Raw genomic sequence first — 16573 nt, forward strand, 5'->3', positions numbered from 1 at the left:
TAAACTGTCAAGGAGCCAGATACAAAGACGAAGAGCCGATGACACGCATAAGTAAAAATGCGGTTATAGGCTCTTTCTCTTATCCTTCAATAGATATTATACATTTGATACGATACGGTTCACCTCCACCATGAAAACATGAAAATCTAAAACATTGGATTTTCGTTGGCATTTTTATTTTATAATAATTTAGAATTAGCAATAATAAAGAGTTGGTGTATAATAATGGAGAACAAAATAATTAAAATTATTTAAAACTTTTACTTGACTCAAACTTAATATATACATTGATTGAAAAAAACGTTATCAGTTGATATAATTTAGAGGGAATAGTCCAATGGAAGGAAGTATTATATGTTCAGTTATAGGCAAATGAAAAGTCTTAATGATTTAGAACTTTCTGTTTATAATTATATTATGGATAATAAAGATAAGGTACGATATATGAAAATAAGGGAATTAGCAACTGAATCTCATGTATCAACTACAACTATATTAAATTTCTGCAAAAAAATAGATTGTAGCGGTTATTCAGAGTTTAAACTAAAATTTAAATTATTTATAGAAGAAAAAGAAATTAAAAAAGTAAGTGAAGATAATACAGAGATAATTGATTTTTTTAAGAAAACAAATACTAAAGAATATGATGAAAAGATAGAGGAAATAGTAAAAGCTATATTAAAAGCAAAGAGAACAATTTTTATAGGAAGCAGCATGTCAGGAATTGTAGCAAGATATGGAGCACGATATCTATCAAGTGTGGGACAATTTAGTTTATGCATTGATGATCCGTATTACCCGACTACAGGTAAATTTTATGAAAATTCAGTTGTGATAGTATGTTCTGTGTCTGGAGAATCAAAAGATATTATAGGCCATATAAATAGATTTAAAAAAGATAATTGCTGTATTGTTAGTATTACTAACACTGAAAATTGCACTATAGCGAAAATGTCTGATTATAATATTCCCTATTATGTACCATATGTTAAGGTAGGAATATATGATATTACCACTCAAATTCCAATAATCAGTATAATAGAGAGAATTGGGAGAAAATTACAAAACCGTCAAGAGGAATGTATCAAAACTGAGTAAATAGCTATGTATGAAAAAGTATTTTACATAAAGCTTTATTAACATTGAAGTTTTTAATTCAAGTTAATAAAGCTTATTTTAATTATTTTCTTTTATAGGCTAGTAATAAATTATTTTGAGACCATCTGATAGTTTATGCAAAAAGCTTTGTCTTAACATTAAAAAGTACGCTTAAGGTAGAAAATACTTAACTTTTTATTTGTTTAATTACAGTTATTTCAATATATGAAGTGTCAGGAACACATTGCGATTGCAAAAAACATTTTGTTTTTTGATAAAAACAAATTATTAAAAAAAACACATGTTTTTTATGATCGTTTACATAGTGACAAAATCCGCTTTCTCAATTAACATTAAGATAAATTCAATAGCTATTCGAAAATAATAAATATAAGTGAGGTAATAAAATGGCAAAGGATTATGCATTAATGGCGAAAACGATTACGAAAAATTTGGGTGATATATCAAATATTGAGAGTGTAACTCATTGTATGACTCGTTTAAGAGTTTGTTTAAAGGATGACTCAAAAGTAAATGTAGAAGAGATTAAAAAAATTAATGGAGTAATGGGATATGTGCACCAAGGTGGACAACATCAAGTTATTATTGGAAATAATGTATCTTATGTTTATAAGGAAGTCTTAAAATTAGGAAACTTTGGAGATCAAAGTGACGTTGCAAAAGGGATAAAAAAAGAAAAGCTAACTATCAAAAAAGTTGGAACTAATATATTGGATGCATTAGTAAGTACAATGTCACCATTGATACCAGCAATTATTGGTGGTTCAATGGTAAAGTTAGTAGTAATGATTTTATCTATGTTAAAAGTACTACCATCAGATAGTACTACATATACCTTACTGAATGCTATGGGAGATGCAGCATTTTATTTCCTTCCAATTATGGTGGCAGTATCAGCATCTAAGAAATTTAAAACTAATACTTATTTAGCTATTGCAATAGCAGGACTTATGGTACATCCAGATTTTATGAAACTAATGGTAAGCGCATCAGAAGGTAAGGATGTAACTTTAGCATTTATACCTATTGCATCCGTTAAGTATACATATACTGTAATACCAGCACTTTGTATGACTTGGATATTATCATATATTGAAAGATTTGTAGATAAGATAACACCAGAAGTAACTAAAAATTTCTTAAAACCAGCGATTATAGTATTGATTGCAGCACCAATAGCAATTGGATTGATAGGACCTTTTGGTGTATGGATTGGTACAGCAATATCAGGTTTAGTTTATTTTGTTCACAGCAAATTAGGATGGGTATCAGTAGCAATAATGGGAGCTTTATGGCCACTACTTGTTATGACTGGCATGCATAGAGTATTTACTCCAACTATATTGACAACTATAGCAGAAACAGGTATGGAAGGAATGGTAATGCCTTCAGAAATAGGTGCGAACCTTTCATTAGGAGGAGCAGCTTTAGCTGTTGCTTTCAAAACTAAAAATAAAGAGTTAAGACAAACTGCAATTGCAGCTGCTTCTTCTGCAATCATTGCAGGAATCACAGAACCAGCACTGTATGGAGTAGCATTAAGATTTAAAAAGCCTATGATAGCATCATTAATTTCAGGTGGTGTATGTGGTGGCTTAGCAGGGATAGCAGGATTAGCAAGTAGATCTATGGCTGCACCAGGTTTGTTCACAAGTGTTCAGTTTTTTGATCCACAAAATCCATCAAGCCTTATTTGGATAATTGGAATAATGATACTAGCAGTTGTATTATCTTTCGTATTAACTCTAATATTTGGATTTGAAGATATTCCAGCAGAAGATAATATTGAAATAATGGGGGCAGATAATGAGTAAATACAGTTTCCCAGAAGAATTTCTGTGGGGAGGAGCTATTGCAGCAAATCAGGCTGAAGGTGCTTATAGAGAAGATGGAAAAGGTTTAAGCACCGTAGATGTTATACCACATGGAATAAACAGAATGAAAGTGAAATTAGGGTTAGAAGAAGATTTGACTTTGAAAGATAATGAATTTTATCCAAGTCATGAGGCAATTGATTTTTATCATCATTATAAAGAAGATATTGCTCTGATGGCTGAAATGGGATTCAAGGTTTTTAGAACTTCAATCGCATGGACAAGACTATTCCCTAATGGAGATGATAGCAAACCTAATGCAGCAGGAATTAAATTTTATAAAGACTTATTTTTAGAATGTAAAAAATATAATATAGAGCCATTAGTAACATTATGTCACTTTGATGTTCCAATGGGACTGGTTAATAAATATGGATCATGGAAGAACAGAGAAATGATAGCATCTTTTGAAAAATATGCAAGATGCTGCTTTAAAGAATTTGATGGTTTAGTTAAATACTGGCTAACATTTAATGAAATAAATATATTGATACATAGTCCTTTTTCGGGAGCAGGTATATATTTCAAGGAAGGTGAAAACAAAGAGCAGGTTAAGTATCAGGCTGCGCATCATATGTTAGTAGCAAGTGCATTAGCAACTAAAATAGCTCATGAACAAAATCCAGAAAATAAAGTTGGATGTATGCTGGCAGGAGGAGATTTTTATCCGTATTCATGTGATCCAAGAGATGTATGGATGGCTCATGCAAAGGATAGAGAAAATTTATTTTTTATAGACGTACAGGCTAGAGGTAAGTATCCATCATATTCAAAGAGGGTATTTGCGGAAAAAGAAGTTAGTATTGCAATGGAAGAAAATGATTTAGATATATTAAAAAATACAGTAGATTTTATATCTTTTAGCTATTATTCTTCTAGATGTGCATCTAAGAATATGGAAAATCAAACTGAAGCTAATGTTGTTAAATCCATAAAAAATCCTTATTTAGAAGTTAGTGAATGGGGATGGGCCATTGATCCGCTAGGACTTAGAATAACTATGAATACTCTATATGATAGATATGAAAAACCTTTATTTATAGTAGAAAATGGACTTGGTGCTAAAGATACAATAGAAGAGGATGGCTCAATAAATGATGATTATAGAATTGATTATCTTAGACAGCATATCATGGAAATGAAAGAAGCCATGGAAGATGGAGTTGAACTATTAGGATATACATCTTGGGGATGTATCGATTTAGTTTCAGCATCAACTGGAGAGATGAGTAAAAGATATGGATTTATATATGTGGATAAACAAGATGATGGAACTGGAACTTTAGAGAGAAAAAGAAAAAAATCATTTTATTGGTATAAAAAAGTAATAGAATCAAACGGTGAATGTTTAATATAAAAAAGTGAGGATTGTTGAGTATGATTAGCCAAGAAATTAGAAAAATAGCTCCTGAAATGGATCCTTTAAGAAGAGGTATGGGATGGAGCACAGATGATTTATCTAAAACACAGATAATAATTGAAAGTACTTTTGGAGACAGCCATCCAGGCAGTGCGCATCTGGATAAGTTTGTAAATAAGGCTATGGATGGGATAAGTGAAGCAGGCGGGAAAGGCTCTCGATTTTATGCAACTGATATATGTGATGGACAGGCACAAGGTCATGATGGTATAAATTATTCCTTAGTATCAAGGGATATATTAGCATCATTGATTGAAATTCATGCAAAGGCAACACCTTTTGATGGAGGAGTATTTATATCCAGCTGTGATAAGGGGGTTCCCTCTCATTTAATGGCAATAGGTAGAGTAAATATTCCATCTGTAATTGTAACCGGAGGAGTTATGGAAGCAGGTCCTGATCTGCTTACACTAGAACAAATCGGAATGTACAGTGCCATGTATCAAAGAGGAGAAATAACAAAAGATAAACTGACATATTATAAGAATAATGCATGTCCGTCTTGCGGTGCATGCTCATTCATGGGAACTGCATCCACAATGCAGGTTATGGCTGAAGCATTAGGGTTAATGCTTCCAGGGACGGCTTTAATGATTGCAACATGCAGTGATTTAGAAGATGCAGCTAAGGAAGCAGGACATCATGCTGTTAAGCTGGCTGAATTAAATTTAAAACCTAGAGATATAGTAACTTATAAATCTTTTGAAAATGCAATTATGGTTCATGCAGCAATTTCAGGTTCGACTAATTCGTTATTACATATACCAGCAATTGCACATGAATTTGGAATGTACCTTGATGTTAGTGAGTTTGATAAAATACACAGAAATATACCATATTTGCTAGATATAAGACCTACAGGAAAATGGCCAGCAGAGTATTTTTACTATGCTGGTGGAGTTCCTGCAATAATGGAAGAAATAAAAGATTATTTACATCTGGATGTTTTAACAGTTACAGGAAAAACATTAGGTGAAAACTTAGAAGATTTAAAAGGAAATGGCTATTATGAAAAGTGCAATGCGTATTTAGAAAAGGTCGGATTAAAAAGAGAAGACATAATACGTAAACATACAAATCCAATAGGAAGTAATGGAGCAATAGCTATACTAAAAGGCAATCTAGCACCAAAGGGAGCAGTAGTTAAACATTCTGCAGTTCCAAAAGAAATGCATAAGGCTATATTGAAAGCTAGACCATTTGACAGTGAAGAAGAAGCTATAAATGCAATATTAACAAAAACTATTAAGCCAGGGGACGCAGTTATAATAAGATATGAAGGACCAAAAGGAAGCGGTATGCCTGAAATGTTTTATACAACAGAAGCTATATCATCTGATGAAAAATTATCAGCAAGTATTGCATTGTTAACAGATGGAAGGTTTTCAGGAGCGTCCAAAGGTCCAGCAATAGGTCATATATCACCAGAAGCAGCAGTAGGAGGCCCAATAGCATTAGTTCATGAAAATGATTTGATAGAAATCGATATACAGTCTAGAAAGCTTCAGGTTGTAGGGATAAATGGAGAAAAATGCAGCCTAGAAGAAGTTGAAAAAGAGTTTGAAGAACGTAGAAAAAACTGGGTTCCGAAAGAAGAAAAATATAAATCGGGAGTTCTAAGCATATATTCTAAAAATGCAGTTGATCCAATGCTAGGCGGGTATATGAAATAATTAAGCTATATATTATGTAAGTATTTTTACAAATGGGAATCTAAAAATTAATATATTATTTTAGATTCCCTTTTTAGATAAGAATAAAATACCAGGAGTGATAAAATGAATATATTTGAAAAATTTATAAATAAAAAGCAAGAAGAAACAATTATAAAAAAAACGGAAAATGGCTTTATTTATGCACCAATGGAAGGCGAAGTAATTCCTTTGAAAGAAATTAATGATGGTGTATTTTCAGAAGAAATGCTTGGAAAAGGATGTGGAATGAAGCCGACCGATGGAAAATTATATGCACCTTTTGATGGAGAAATTATTTTGATTACAGAAACAAAACATGCAATTGCATTGAAAAGCTGTGATGGAATAGAACTACTAATTCATATAGGAATGGATACAGTTAAAATGAATGGAAAAGGCTTTAATCCATTAGTGAAAGTTGGAGAAAAAATAAAATGTGGGCAATCACTGATGACATTTTCTATATCTGATATTGAAAAGGCAGGATATGTGACTACTACAGCAATAGTTGTAACAAACTCTGATCAATATAGAGATATAGAAGTACTTGCACAAGGTCATAGAGAAAAATTAGAAAAGCTTATCAAAATTTTATAAGAAAGTAGACTTGTATTTAGAGGAGATTAAATATTTATATGTAATCCAGGATATTTGGATGGTTATATTTTAAAGCATTCTTCACTTACTATGCCGAGGCCAATGGAAGTTGATATGGTATGTGACCCAAATACAAGAAAATGAAAGTATATAGCAGAAGTGATAATGAAAAATAAACATGTTTGTAATACTTCTGCATAATATATTTTGGACTAAAATTAGATGAAATTTATTGGTGGATTTCACAGGTCACGCTTCGCATCCACCATGAAAAACACGAAAATCTTATGATTTTCGTGTTTTTTGTATTTTTAAATACCACCTACTACGTTGGTGATTCTAAAAAGATTTCAGTACTTAGTAAAAATAATTTTAAATATACGTTATGTTGATGATATAATTAGCGTTAGGCACAATTAAAAAAATAATAGAATAGTATGCTTGCATATTTGGTCTATTATTTTCTTTCAGGTGCCTTAGATAAAATATTAAAATGTAAGGAAGATAAATATGAAAAAAATGTTAAAATGATATATCCATCATGGCTATGTAAGGGTTCTGGCAATGAAGCATAGCGCAAAATAGACCAGAAGATGGCTTGTTATTTTTTTGAAACCCCCTAAGTAGAATAAATAAGTTAAAATTGACATCAGCTACTGAAACAGTATAATAGAATAAAAAGGAAGTGAATTTACGATGTCTTTATGTATAGTAGTTAGCTCCATGCAAAGATTATAGGATATGAAAAACTTTTGTTTGGAGCCAATATATAAATATTAAGTTTTTCATATTTTAGTCAATCTCTGCATCTTCATTTATAAACTAAATGTAGATTGGAGCAAAGAATTTATGAAATATGAGAAAGCACAAAATATACTACCTGATGGTATAATTAAAATAATTCAAAAGTATACTGATGGTGGATATATCTATATACCTAGAAAAAATGAAAACAAAAAATCCTGGGGAGAAAATACTGAAACTAAAAGATATCTTAAAGCACGAGATAAAGAAATTTTTAATAAGTATTCCTCTGGAGTGATTGTTAAAATCTTATCGAAGCAGTACTTCTTAACAGAAAGCAGTATTAGAAGAATAATCAGGAATCAAAGAAATTATGATTAATATAAAAGGCACATTTTTCACAGTTGTTAGTGTGAAAAATGTGCCTTGAAATTTCATCTCTATATAGTTCTTCGTATCTAGGACACTTTTGATATTTTCAAATTATTATATATACTACATGGTTTTAATAAGGCACATGAAAATAAATAACAAGTCCAAAGTTGCCATGAATATTTTTCATCAGGCAAGGAGATGAATTGACCTCATAGCGAGGCTATTAGGTCAATTTGCCGACGCAGCATGATGGAAAATATGCTGGCAAATGAACTTGTTATTTTTTTGATTGTGCCTAATATCTCGTATGATTATAAACATTACAGATTTATTTATGAACTTGGTCTTCATACTGCATAATGATATTATTCTTTATGAGGATACAAGGAGGGGATAATTTATGAGTATTCTAGAAATTGAAAACATGAGCCATTCATTTGGAGATAGAATATTATTTAGTAATGTATCTTTTAGATTATTAAAAGCAGAACATATTGGTATTATTGGTGCTAACGGTGAGGGTAAATCAACCTTTATGAAAATTATTACAAATAAAATTTTGCCAGATGGAGGAACTATTGAGTGGAATAGTAAATTTAGCATTGGGTATATGGATCAACAGGTTGATTTAAAAGAAGGAATTACTGCATTAAATTTTTTGAAAGAAGCATTTCTAAATTTATATAATATAGAAAATAAAATAAATGATTTATATAATAAGCTTGGCAATATGAACGATGAGGAAATGAATAAAAACCTAAATAAAATTGCTACCATGCAGGAAATATTAAATAAAAGTGATTTTTACAGTATTAATTCCAAAATACAATCAACCGCAGCTGGTCTTGGAATGAAGGATCTTTTAGATAATGATGTTTCAGTTTTAAGTGGAGGTCAGAGAACTAAAGTTTTACTTGCTAAACTACTGCTGCAAAAACCAGATATTTTATTGTTAGATGAGCCAACTAACCATCTAGATGAAGAACATATTGAATGGCTTAAAAATTATTTGATAAACTATGAAAGTGCATTTATATTAATATCCCATGATAATAGTTTTTTAAATAGTGTAGTAAATGTAGTTTATCATCTTGAGCATAAAGCATTAACAAGATATGGGGGAAACTATGATTATTTTGTTAAACTTTATGAAATACGAAAACAACAGAGGTTAATTGAATATAAAGAACAGCAAAACGAAATTGCAAAGCTTGAAGATTATATAAGAAAAAATAAAGTGAGAACTGCAACTTCAAAACAAGCTAAAGCAAGAGAAAAAAAACTTAATAAAATTGAAAAAATAGAAATCAAAAAAGAAATTATAAAACCTCATTTTAACTTTAAAAGTGTAAAAATGCCAGAAAGCATAATTTTTAAAGCGAGCAATTTAATTATTGGATACAACAATCCCTTAAGCAAACCTCTAAATTTAAAAATGAAAAGAGGACAAAAAATTGCAATAATTGGAGCTAATGGTTTAGGAAAAACAACTCTTCTAAAAAGCTTACTTGGATTATTAAAACCTATAAATGGTGAAATAACTTTAAGCAGTTATAAAAAGATAGGATATTTTGAACAGGAGATTGCAGAAGATAATACTACTCCAGTTTTAAATGATGTTTGGAACACTTTTCCGAATTTAACTCAAACGGAAGTAAGACGTGATCTTGCTAGATGTGGATTAACAAGGCAGCATATAGATAGTCCTATTAATATATTAAGTGGAGGAGAACAAGCTAAAGTTAGATTATGTAAGTTAATTAATGAACCCACCAATATATTAGTTTTAGATGAACCAACAAACCACTTAGATATTTATGCTAAAAATGAACTTAAGCGTGCTTTAAAAGAATATGAAGGCAGCATAATTCTAGTATGCCATGAACCGGAGTTTTATAAAGATATTGCAACAGATGTATGGACTTGCGAAAATTGGAGGTGTTGCAATAAGTAATAGCACATTAAGGATTTTCTGATAATAGAAGGCAGGTAGCAATGAATAAAGAAATAATAAATCTCCCACAAGAATTATTTGATAATGCTCATTTGGAACCCACGAAAATCTAAATATTGGATTTTCATGGGTTGTTTTAATTTGCAAATATTTAGAGAAAGGATTTATATCTATATTAATATAACAAAAATGTAATGTTAATGAAACATAGTTCAATTGATGATATAAATAGAATCGTATAAAATAAGTTACATGAAATGAAGTTAACAATAATAGTTAATGTAAAGAAAAAAGGGAGATTTATAAATGAAAAGCATATTAAGTATAGAAAGAATTGAAAAGTATTATGGTAGTAAAGATAATGTAACAAAGGCTATAGATAATATCAGCTTTAAGGTAGATGAGGGGGAGTTCGTTGGAATAATGGGACCTTCAGGAAGTGGTAAAACTACATTACTTAACTGTATATCAACTATTGACAATGTTACTGCGGGTAAAATAATAATAAATAATAGTGATATTACTAGACTAAAATCAAAAGAGTTAGATAAGTTTAGACAAAATGAGTTAGGTTTTATATTTCAAGACTTTAATTTATTAGATACTCTGACAGGTTATGAGAATATTGCTTTAGCATTAACAATAAAAGGGGAGAAAAGTTCAGAAATAGATGAAAAAATAAAATCAGTAGCAAAACATTTAGAAATAGGACAGATATTAGATAAATATCCTTATGAAATGTCTGGTGGACAAAAGCAAAGAGTTGCATCAGCAAGGGCAATAGTAACTAATCCATCTTTAGTGCTTGCTGATGAGCCAACAGGATCGCTAGATTCAAAATCGGCTAGACTATTACTTGAAAGACTTGAAACTCTAAACAAGGATTTGAATACTACCATACTTATGGTTACTCACGATTGTTTTACAGCAAGCTATGCTCATAGGATACTTTTTATTAAAGATGGAAGAATCTTTAGCGAACTAATAAGAGGAAATGACACTAGAAAGGAATTCTTTAATAAAATTATAGAAGTTATAACTCTTCTTGGAGGTGACGATAACAATGTATTTTAAGCTAGCTGCTAGCAATATAAAAAAAAGTTATAAGGACTATACGATATATTTCTTAACACTAATACTAGCTGTTTGTATATTTTATAGTTTTAACTCTATAGATTCACAAAAGGCACTTTTTGATATGAAATCTTCAAATGCAAATTACATATCAAAATTAGCTGAAACTATGTCTATTTTTTCAATATTTGTATCAGTAATATTAGGCAGTTTAATATTATATGCAAATAATTTTTTGATAAAGAAACGTAAAAAAGAATTAGGAATATATATGACTTTAGGTATGGGGAAAAGAAAAATATCTAGAATTTTAGTAACAGAGACATCTATAGTAGGAGCTATATCTTTAATTGCTGGTCTTATATTAGGAATGGGAACATCGCAGGTTTTATCTGCTTTTACATTAAAATTATTTGATGTTGCAATGGAGGAATATAGATTTACTGTTTCAATAAGTGCTATAGGTAAGACTATATTATGCTTTGGAATAATGTTTTTACTTGTAATGATATTTAATGTATTTATTATTTCTAAATACAAAATAATTGATTTACTAGCAGCAGATAAAAAAAATGAAAATATAAAATTTAAAAATCCTTTTATATATTTAGCATCATTTGTGTTAAGTGTAGTGTCATTAACATGTGTGTATAAATTTATACTAAAGATAGGAATAGACACATGGAACCCTATGTTTAGGCCATCACTAGTCATTTCAGTAGTAGGTACATTATTATTTTTCTTTAGTTTATCTGGAGTTATATTATATATAGTAAATAATAATAAAAATGTATATTTTAAAGGATTAAATATATTTGTAGTGAAACAAATAAGTAGGAAGGTTAATACAAATTTCATATCAATGTCAGTAATATGTTTAATGTTATTTATTACAATACTTGTATTATCTACAGGAATAAGTCTTAAGAAAGATTTTGAAGCAGGGCTCGAAAAAATAACACCTTTTGATGCCAGTCTAATATTATATGCTGATGATGAAACACAAAATGTAGAAGATATATTTAATAAAATTGATTTTAAAATAAGTGAAAATGAAAAATATGAAATTCATAATGAATATGGTGCAGATGTTAAGCTGAACGAGTTATTTACAAGTGAAGACGAAGTTCTTGAAGGTTGGGGAGCAGGTCTTGTAAAGATATCTGATTATAATAAAATGCTAAAATTAAAGGGTGAAAAAGAAATAAGCTTAAACAAAGATGAAGTTTTAATTTTATCAAATTATAATAAATTAATTAAACCAATTAATCAAAAATTAAATAATGGCAATAAAGTGAATATTAAAGGAAAAGAATATGTAGTAAAAAATCATAAGGCTATAGAGGGGAATCTCGATACCGATAGAATATCAGATAATTATTGCACAATAGTTATAAATGATGAGTTTTTATCTGATTGTAAAGTTTTTGAATCAGTACTTAATGTAATGTATTGTGACGAAAGCAGAGAGGAAAACAATAAAAAATACGAAGAAATAGACAAGAATTCCTGGATTGGTGGTAAGTATGAAAGCTTAAACCTTCCACATATAAATGCATCGTCAAAGGATGGAATTTATTCTGAGGAAAAGGGTTCGACAACATCAATATTATTTCTTGCAATATATTTAGCTATAGTATTTTTAATAACAAGCATGGCGGTATTAGCCCTTCAACAATTATCAGAAGCTAGTGATAGTATAGAAAGATATAGAGCTTTAAGGAGAATTGGTGCAAACAAAAAAATGATAAATAAAACAATATTTATTCAAACTTTGATACATTTTAGCCTTCCAGTGATTCTTGCATTAATTCATTCAATTGTTGGTGTTATTGTAGTTAATAATGAGATAAGTACGTATAGCCAGATAGATATTAGATTTTCAACTTTAATAACAGCTTTAATATTTGTTGTAGTTTATGTAGGATATTTCTATATAACATATACAGGCTATAAAAATATAGTAAAAAATAGTATTTAGTTTTATAATAACCTTATATTTGAGTAGGGGGAACACAATGAGGAAAATTATTATTATTGAAGATGATGAAGTTATAAGAGAAGAATTACAAAATTTTTTGAAAAAGTATGGATATGAAGTAAATGCACCAGTAGAGTTTAATAACATAATACAATATGTTGAAAATGAGAATGCAAACCTTATATTACTAGACATAAATCTTCCAGAGTTTGATGGCTATTATATATGTAGAGAAATACGTAAAACATCAGATGTCCCAATTATAATAGTTACAAGTAGAGATAGTGAAGTAGATGAATTAATTAGTATGAATTTAGGAGCAGATGATTTTATAACAAAACCTTATAATACAGAAATACTACTTGCGAGAATAACAAATACTTTAAAAAGAACATATGGAAACTTAAAAACCAATAATATATTAAATTACAAAGATTTTAATTTAAATCTTTCAAATGCAACGGTTATTTATAAAGACAAGTCCTTGGAGTTGACAAAAAATGAGGTTAAGATGCTTTCCTACTTAATAAATAATAAGGGAAGTATAGTAAAACGAGATTCTCTTATGGAATACTTGTGGAAAGCAGAGTATTTTGTAGATGACAGCACTTTAAATGTTAATATTAACAGATTAAGAAAAAAGCTTGTAGAGATAGGTATAGAAAATCCAATAGAAACAAGAAGAGGGTTAGGGTACATAATGCCATGAGTATAGGTGAATTTATTAAAGATAAAACTGTTATAATACTATGCAATATGCTTATGTTTATTGTACTCGCAGCTATAATGTTTGTTATTAATGTTAGCTTCATTATAATTGTATTTGCTTTTTGTATCTGGTTTTTTCCATTATGTTCATATGTGACCCTTGAGTATATAAAATATAAAAATTATTATAATGAGATTGATAGCATATTAGAAAAATTGGACAAGAAATATCTACTTCCAGAGATGATAAAGGAAGCAGACTTTATACAAGGGGAAAAACTCAATTGTATACTTAAAGAACTAAGTAGAGATATGCATGAGAATGTAAAATATTATAAAGATATGCAGATGGATTATAGAGAATACATAGAGACTTGGGTCCATGAAATTAAAACGCCAATAGCTTCTACAAAGCTGATAATTGAAAATAATCAAAATGAAGTAACTAATAAAATAGACTTCCAGGTAGATAGAATTGAGGGATTTGTAGAACAGGTGCTTTATTATTCTCGAAGTAATAATGCTCATAAAGATTATATTATAAAACAAATCAACCTTGATGATGTAGTAAGAAATGTAGTCAAAAGAAATTATAGAGATTTTATTCATAAGAAAATAAAATTAGATATAAAAGATATTAATGAAATTGTATATACCGATGAAAAATGGACTAAATTTATTATTAATCAGATAATTGGAAACTCTATAAAGTATTGTAGTAATAAAGAACCAATAATAAATATATATTCAGTTAAGAAAGCTAATTCGGTAATGCTAATTATAGATGATAATGGAGTAGGTATAATAGATAAAGATATAAATAGAATCTTTGAAAAAGGCTTCACTGGTGAGAATGGAAGAAGATTTAGCAAAAGCACAGGGATAGGATTGTATCTATGTGAAAAGCTTTGCTTGAAATTGGGATTAAAAATTAGTATTGACTCTGAGGTGAATAAAGGAACTAGAGTTACGATAATATTTCCATTGTCAGATATGGTAACTTTTACAGAAGAAAATTGAATGAGCCGAAAGTTTTTAAAAATTTAATAAAGAAATAAAAAAGTTTCTTATTTACTCTCACCAAAGAACAAATAAGAAACCTTAAAAATGATTATCGCTACAAGTGTTAAAGTTAATCGCTAAAGCAAGATTATTTGTAATCCAGCTAATATTCTGCACCAACAGAATACATTGCAATAAAGCTAAAGCTACAAGTATATAATAATCGTCACAAAAATATTATAACATAAATTTAGTGTCTTTTTTGAACGTTTAAATTATAATAATTATTACTTATAGATTAGCGCTTTAACATTTGATAGTTAGGCACAATCAAAAAATAACAAGTCTATTTGCCAGCCTATTTTCCATCATGCGGCGTCGGCAAATTGACCTAATAGGCCTACTATGAGGGCACTTTGCCTCCTTGCCTGATGAAAAATATACATGGCAATTTTGGACTTGTTATTTATTTTCATGTGCCTTAAAGGAGTTAAAAATGAATAAATTAAATGAAGTATTTACTAAGTTTATGAATACAATATTAAAAATTGTATTATCAATTGTTATTATAGCCAGCGTTTGTATTTTGTTTGTTACTATCTTAGACTTTAATATAGGCACCATAGTATTTACTTTTGCTATAATAATTTCATTATTTTTAGGATATAAAATAATAAATTCTAATCTTAATAATAAACAAAAAATATGTTTATTAATCTTAATGTCAGCAGTTATTAGAATTCTATGGTTATTAAATACTAATAATACACCGATTTCTGATTTTAAAGTTATGTATGAATCTGCTAAAGCTTTTACCCAAGGGGATAGCAGCAGCTTTAAAGGAAAAGAATATATAGCAAGATTTCCACATCTCACTATAACAGTTCTATACATGTCATTAATCGAATATTTATGTCCCCAACATAATCTATTAGCAATGAAAATTATAAATTTATTTTTAGGATTACTAGTATTAGTACTTATATATTTTATAAGTTATGAATTGTTCAATGATAAAAGGAAAGCATTATTATCATTATTAATAGGCAGTATATTTCCACCACTTGTTACTTATACATCAGTCTTTTGCGGTGAAAACTTGGCCATGCCTTTTTATTTATTAAGTATATATTTATTTTTAAAGAGCATCAAAATTGATAAATATAAATATAAATTTCTATTGCTTGGTTTTAGCAGTGTATTTTTAGCTTTTGGAAATTTATTTAGAATGGTTGCTGTTGTGATTGTAATTGCTTATATTTTATATATTGCTATTTACTTTAAAGATAAAATACTAAAAAAGTTATTAAATATACTTTGTATCATCATACCTTATATAATGATTATAGTTTTGGTTAGTAATACTCTTCAAAATATGAATATTACAGAAAATTCATTATGGAGAGGGAGCGAACCTAAAATAACAAATGTTCTTAAAGGAACAAATATCAATAATTTGGGCATGTGGAATGTTGAAGATGCACAAACGGTAGAGGAATATTTAAGTAACTATGATGAACTTGCAGCAAAGTGTAAAGAAATAATTTATTTAAGGCTCACTACTAATTCACCTATTAAATTATTCATTTTCTATGGAGTAAAACTTTCATCACAATGGTGTATAGGAGATTATGCAGGCTCATTATGGACTCAAAAAGATATTCCCCAAAGTGAAACGATATTTAAAATAGGAATTTTTGGTTCAATGCCATTTCAGCTATTTTATATTATTATATTAATTTTGATATTTCTAGGATTGAAAGATAAAAAATTCTTTAAAGCAAATTCAAAATTAAATTTGTTTTATTTAATATTCTGTGGATATATAGCAGCTTATTTAATTACTGAAAACCAAAGTAGATATGGCTATATTATTTGCTGGTTATTTATTATATTGGCAGTTGATGGAGTGAAGAATATTAATTTTAAATTGTTCAATAATATTTACAGGCAATATGATTGAAATATTAGAAAGTGCACTGGCAGTAGGTGTATTTTAAATGAATTAAAACACTATAGAACTTTAAAAAA

Annotated in this window: 13 protein-coding genes; all 13 read left to right on the plus strand. The window is 29.0% G+C overall.

Features of this window, described 5'->3' with window-relative positions:
• Positions 1-354 precede the first annotated feature (354 nt).
• The 13 genes from psyc5s11_RS07670 to psyc5s11_RS07730 all read left to right on the plus strand — a co-directional run bounded on the left by psyc5s11_RS07670 (position 355) and on the right by psyc5s11_RS07730 (position 16505).
• Complete coding sequence (locus psyc5s11_RS07670) at positions 355-1098, plus strand: MurR/RpiR family transcriptional regulator (protein ID WP_224037023.1); 744 nt, start codon at positions 355-357, stop codon at positions 1096-1098.
• 407 nt (positions 1099-1505) lie between these two features.
• Positions 1506-2933 carry a PTS cellobiose/arbutin/salicin transporter subunit IIBC gene (gene ascF, locus psyc5s11_RS07675; RefSeq protein ID WP_224037024.1) on the plus strand — a complete coding sequence of 476 codons (1428 nt, stop codon included), beginning with the start codon at positions 1506-1508 and terminating at the stop codon, positions 2931-2933.
• Positions 2926-4350, plus strand: a complete 1425-nt coding sequence (gene ascB, locus psyc5s11_RS07680) for a 6-phospho-beta-glucosidase (protein WP_224037025.1) — start codon at positions 2926-2928, stop codon at positions 4348-4350. Before ascF ends, ascB begins: the two co-directional genes overlap by 8 nt.
• A 20-nt stretch (positions 4351-4370) precedes the next feature.
• Positions 4371-6086: a dihydroxy-acid dehydratase gene (ilvD, locus tag psyc5s11_RS07685; RefSeq protein ID WP_224037026.1), complete on the plus strand. Its 1716-nt coding sequence runs from the start codon at positions 4371-4373 to the stop codon at positions 6084-6086.
• A gap of 105 nt (positions 6087-6191) precedes the next feature.
• Complete coding sequence (locus psyc5s11_RS07690) at positions 6192-6704, plus strand: PTS sugar transporter subunit IIA (protein ID WP_224037027.1); 513 nt, start codon at positions 6192-6194, stop codon at positions 6702-6704.
• Positions 6705-7141: 437 nt separating this feature from the next.
• Positions 7142-7279: a hypothetical protein gene (locus tag psyc5s11_RS07695; RefSeq protein WP_224037028.1), complete on the plus strand. Its 138-nt coding sequence runs from the start codon at positions 7142-7144 to the stop codon at positions 7277-7279.
• Positions 7280-7553: 274 nt separating this feature from the next.
• The gene (locus psyc5s11_RS07700; RefSeq protein ID WP_224037029.1) at positions 7554-7829 is read left to right on the plus strand and encodes a CD3324 family protein; all 276 of its coding nucleotides are present in this window, start codon (positions 7554-7556) and stop codon (positions 7827-7829) included.
• A 394-nt stretch (positions 7830-8223) separates the two neighbouring features.
• Entirely contained in the window at positions 8224-9777 is a 1554-nt protein-coding gene (locus psyc5s11_RS07705) for an ABC-F family ATP-binding cassette domain-containing protein (protein WP_224037030.1), read from the plus strand.
• Between the two features lie 306 nt (positions 9778-10083).
• Entirely contained in the window at positions 10084-10851 is a 768-nt protein-coding gene (locus tag psyc5s11_RS07710; protein ID WP_224037031.1) for an ABC transporter ATP-binding protein, read from the plus strand.
• A complete protein-coding gene (locus tag psyc5s11_RS07715; RefSeq protein ID WP_224037032.1) occupies positions 10841-12832 on the plus strand; it encodes an FtsX-like permease family protein in 1992 nt (663 codons plus the stop codon). The genes psyc5s11_RS07710 and psyc5s11_RS07715 overlap by 11 nt, the downstream gene beginning before the upstream one ends.
• 37 nt (positions 12833-12869) lie before the next feature.
• Complete coding sequence (locus tag psyc5s11_RS07720; protein WP_224037033.1) at positions 12870-13541, plus strand: response regulator transcription factor; 672 nt, start codon at positions 12870-12872, stop codon at positions 13539-13541.
• Entirely contained in the window at positions 13538-14560 is a 1023-nt protein-coding gene (locus psyc5s11_RS07725; RefSeq protein ID WP_224037034.1) for a sensor histidine kinase, read from the plus strand. The genes psyc5s11_RS07720 and psyc5s11_RS07725 overlap by 4 nt, the downstream gene beginning before the upstream one ends.
• 478 nt (positions 14561-15038) lie before the next feature.
• Positions 15039-16505: a glycosyltransferase family 39 protein gene (locus tag psyc5s11_RS07730; RefSeq protein WP_224037035.1), complete on the plus strand. Its 1467-nt coding sequence runs from the start codon at positions 15039-15041 to the stop codon at positions 16503-16505.
• Positions 16506-16573 lie beyond the last annotated feature (68 nt).

The organism is Clostridium gelidum (assembly GCF_019977655.1).
GTDB classification, from domain to species: domain Bacteria; phylum Bacillota; class Clostridia; order Clostridiales; family Clostridiaceae; genus Clostridium; species Clostridium gelidum.

What these genes read in the sequence shown, in the direction of transcription:
- ascF (WP_224037024.1), top strand. Translation starts at nt 1,506, where the DNA reads ATGGCAAAGGATTATGCATTAATGGCGAAAACGATTACGAAAAATTTG.
- psyc5s11_RS07690 (WP_224037027.1), top strand. Translation starts at nt 6,192, where the DNA reads ATGAATATATTTGAAAAATTTATAAATAAAAAGCAAGAAGAAACAATT.
- ascB (WP_224037025.1), top strand. Translation starts at nt 2,926, where the DNA reads ATGAGTAAATACAGTTTCCCAGAAGAATTTCTGTGGGGAGGAGCTATT.
- psyc5s11_RS07670 (WP_224037023.1), top strand. Translation starts at nt 355, where the DNA reads ATGTTCAGTTATAGGCAAATGAAAAGTCTTAATGATTTAGAACTTTCT.
- psyc5s11_RS07705 (WP_224037030.1), top strand. Translation starts at nt 8,224, where the DNA reads ATGAGTATTCTAGAAATTGAAAACATGAGCCATTCATTTGGAGATAGA.
- ilvD (WP_224037026.1), top strand. Translation starts at nt 4,371, where the DNA reads ATGATTAGCCAAGAAATTAGAAAAATAGCTCCTGAAATGGATCCTTTA.
- psyc5s11_RS07710 (WP_224037031.1), top strand. Translation starts at nt 10,084, where the DNA reads ATGAAAAGCATATTAAGTATAGAAAGAATTGAAAAGTATTATGGTAGT.
- psyc5s11_RS07720 (WP_224037033.1), top strand. Translation starts at nt 12,870, where the DNA reads ATGAGGAAAATTATTATTATTGAAGATGATGAAGTTATAAGAGAAGAA.
- psyc5s11_RS07695 (WP_224037028.1), top strand. Translation starts at nt 7,142, where the DNA reads ATGCTTGCATATTTGGTCTATTATTTTCTTTCAGGTGCCTTAGATAAA.
- psyc5s11_RS07715 (WP_224037032.1), top strand. Translation starts at nt 10,841, where the DNA reads ATGTATTTTAAGCTAGCTGCTAGCAATATAAAAAAAAGTTATAAGGAC.
- psyc5s11_RS07730 (WP_224037035.1), top strand. Translation starts at nt 15,039, where the DNA reads ATGAATAAATTAAATGAAGTATTTACTAAGTTTATGAATACAATATTA.
- psyc5s11_RS07725 (WP_224037034.1), top strand. Translation starts at nt 13,538, where the DNA reads ATGAGTATAGGTGAATTTATTAAAGATAAAACTGTTATAATACTATGC.
- psyc5s11_RS07700 (WP_224037029.1), top strand. Translation starts at nt 7,554, where the DNA reads ATGAAATATGAGAAAGCACAAAATATACTACCTGATGGTATAATTAAA.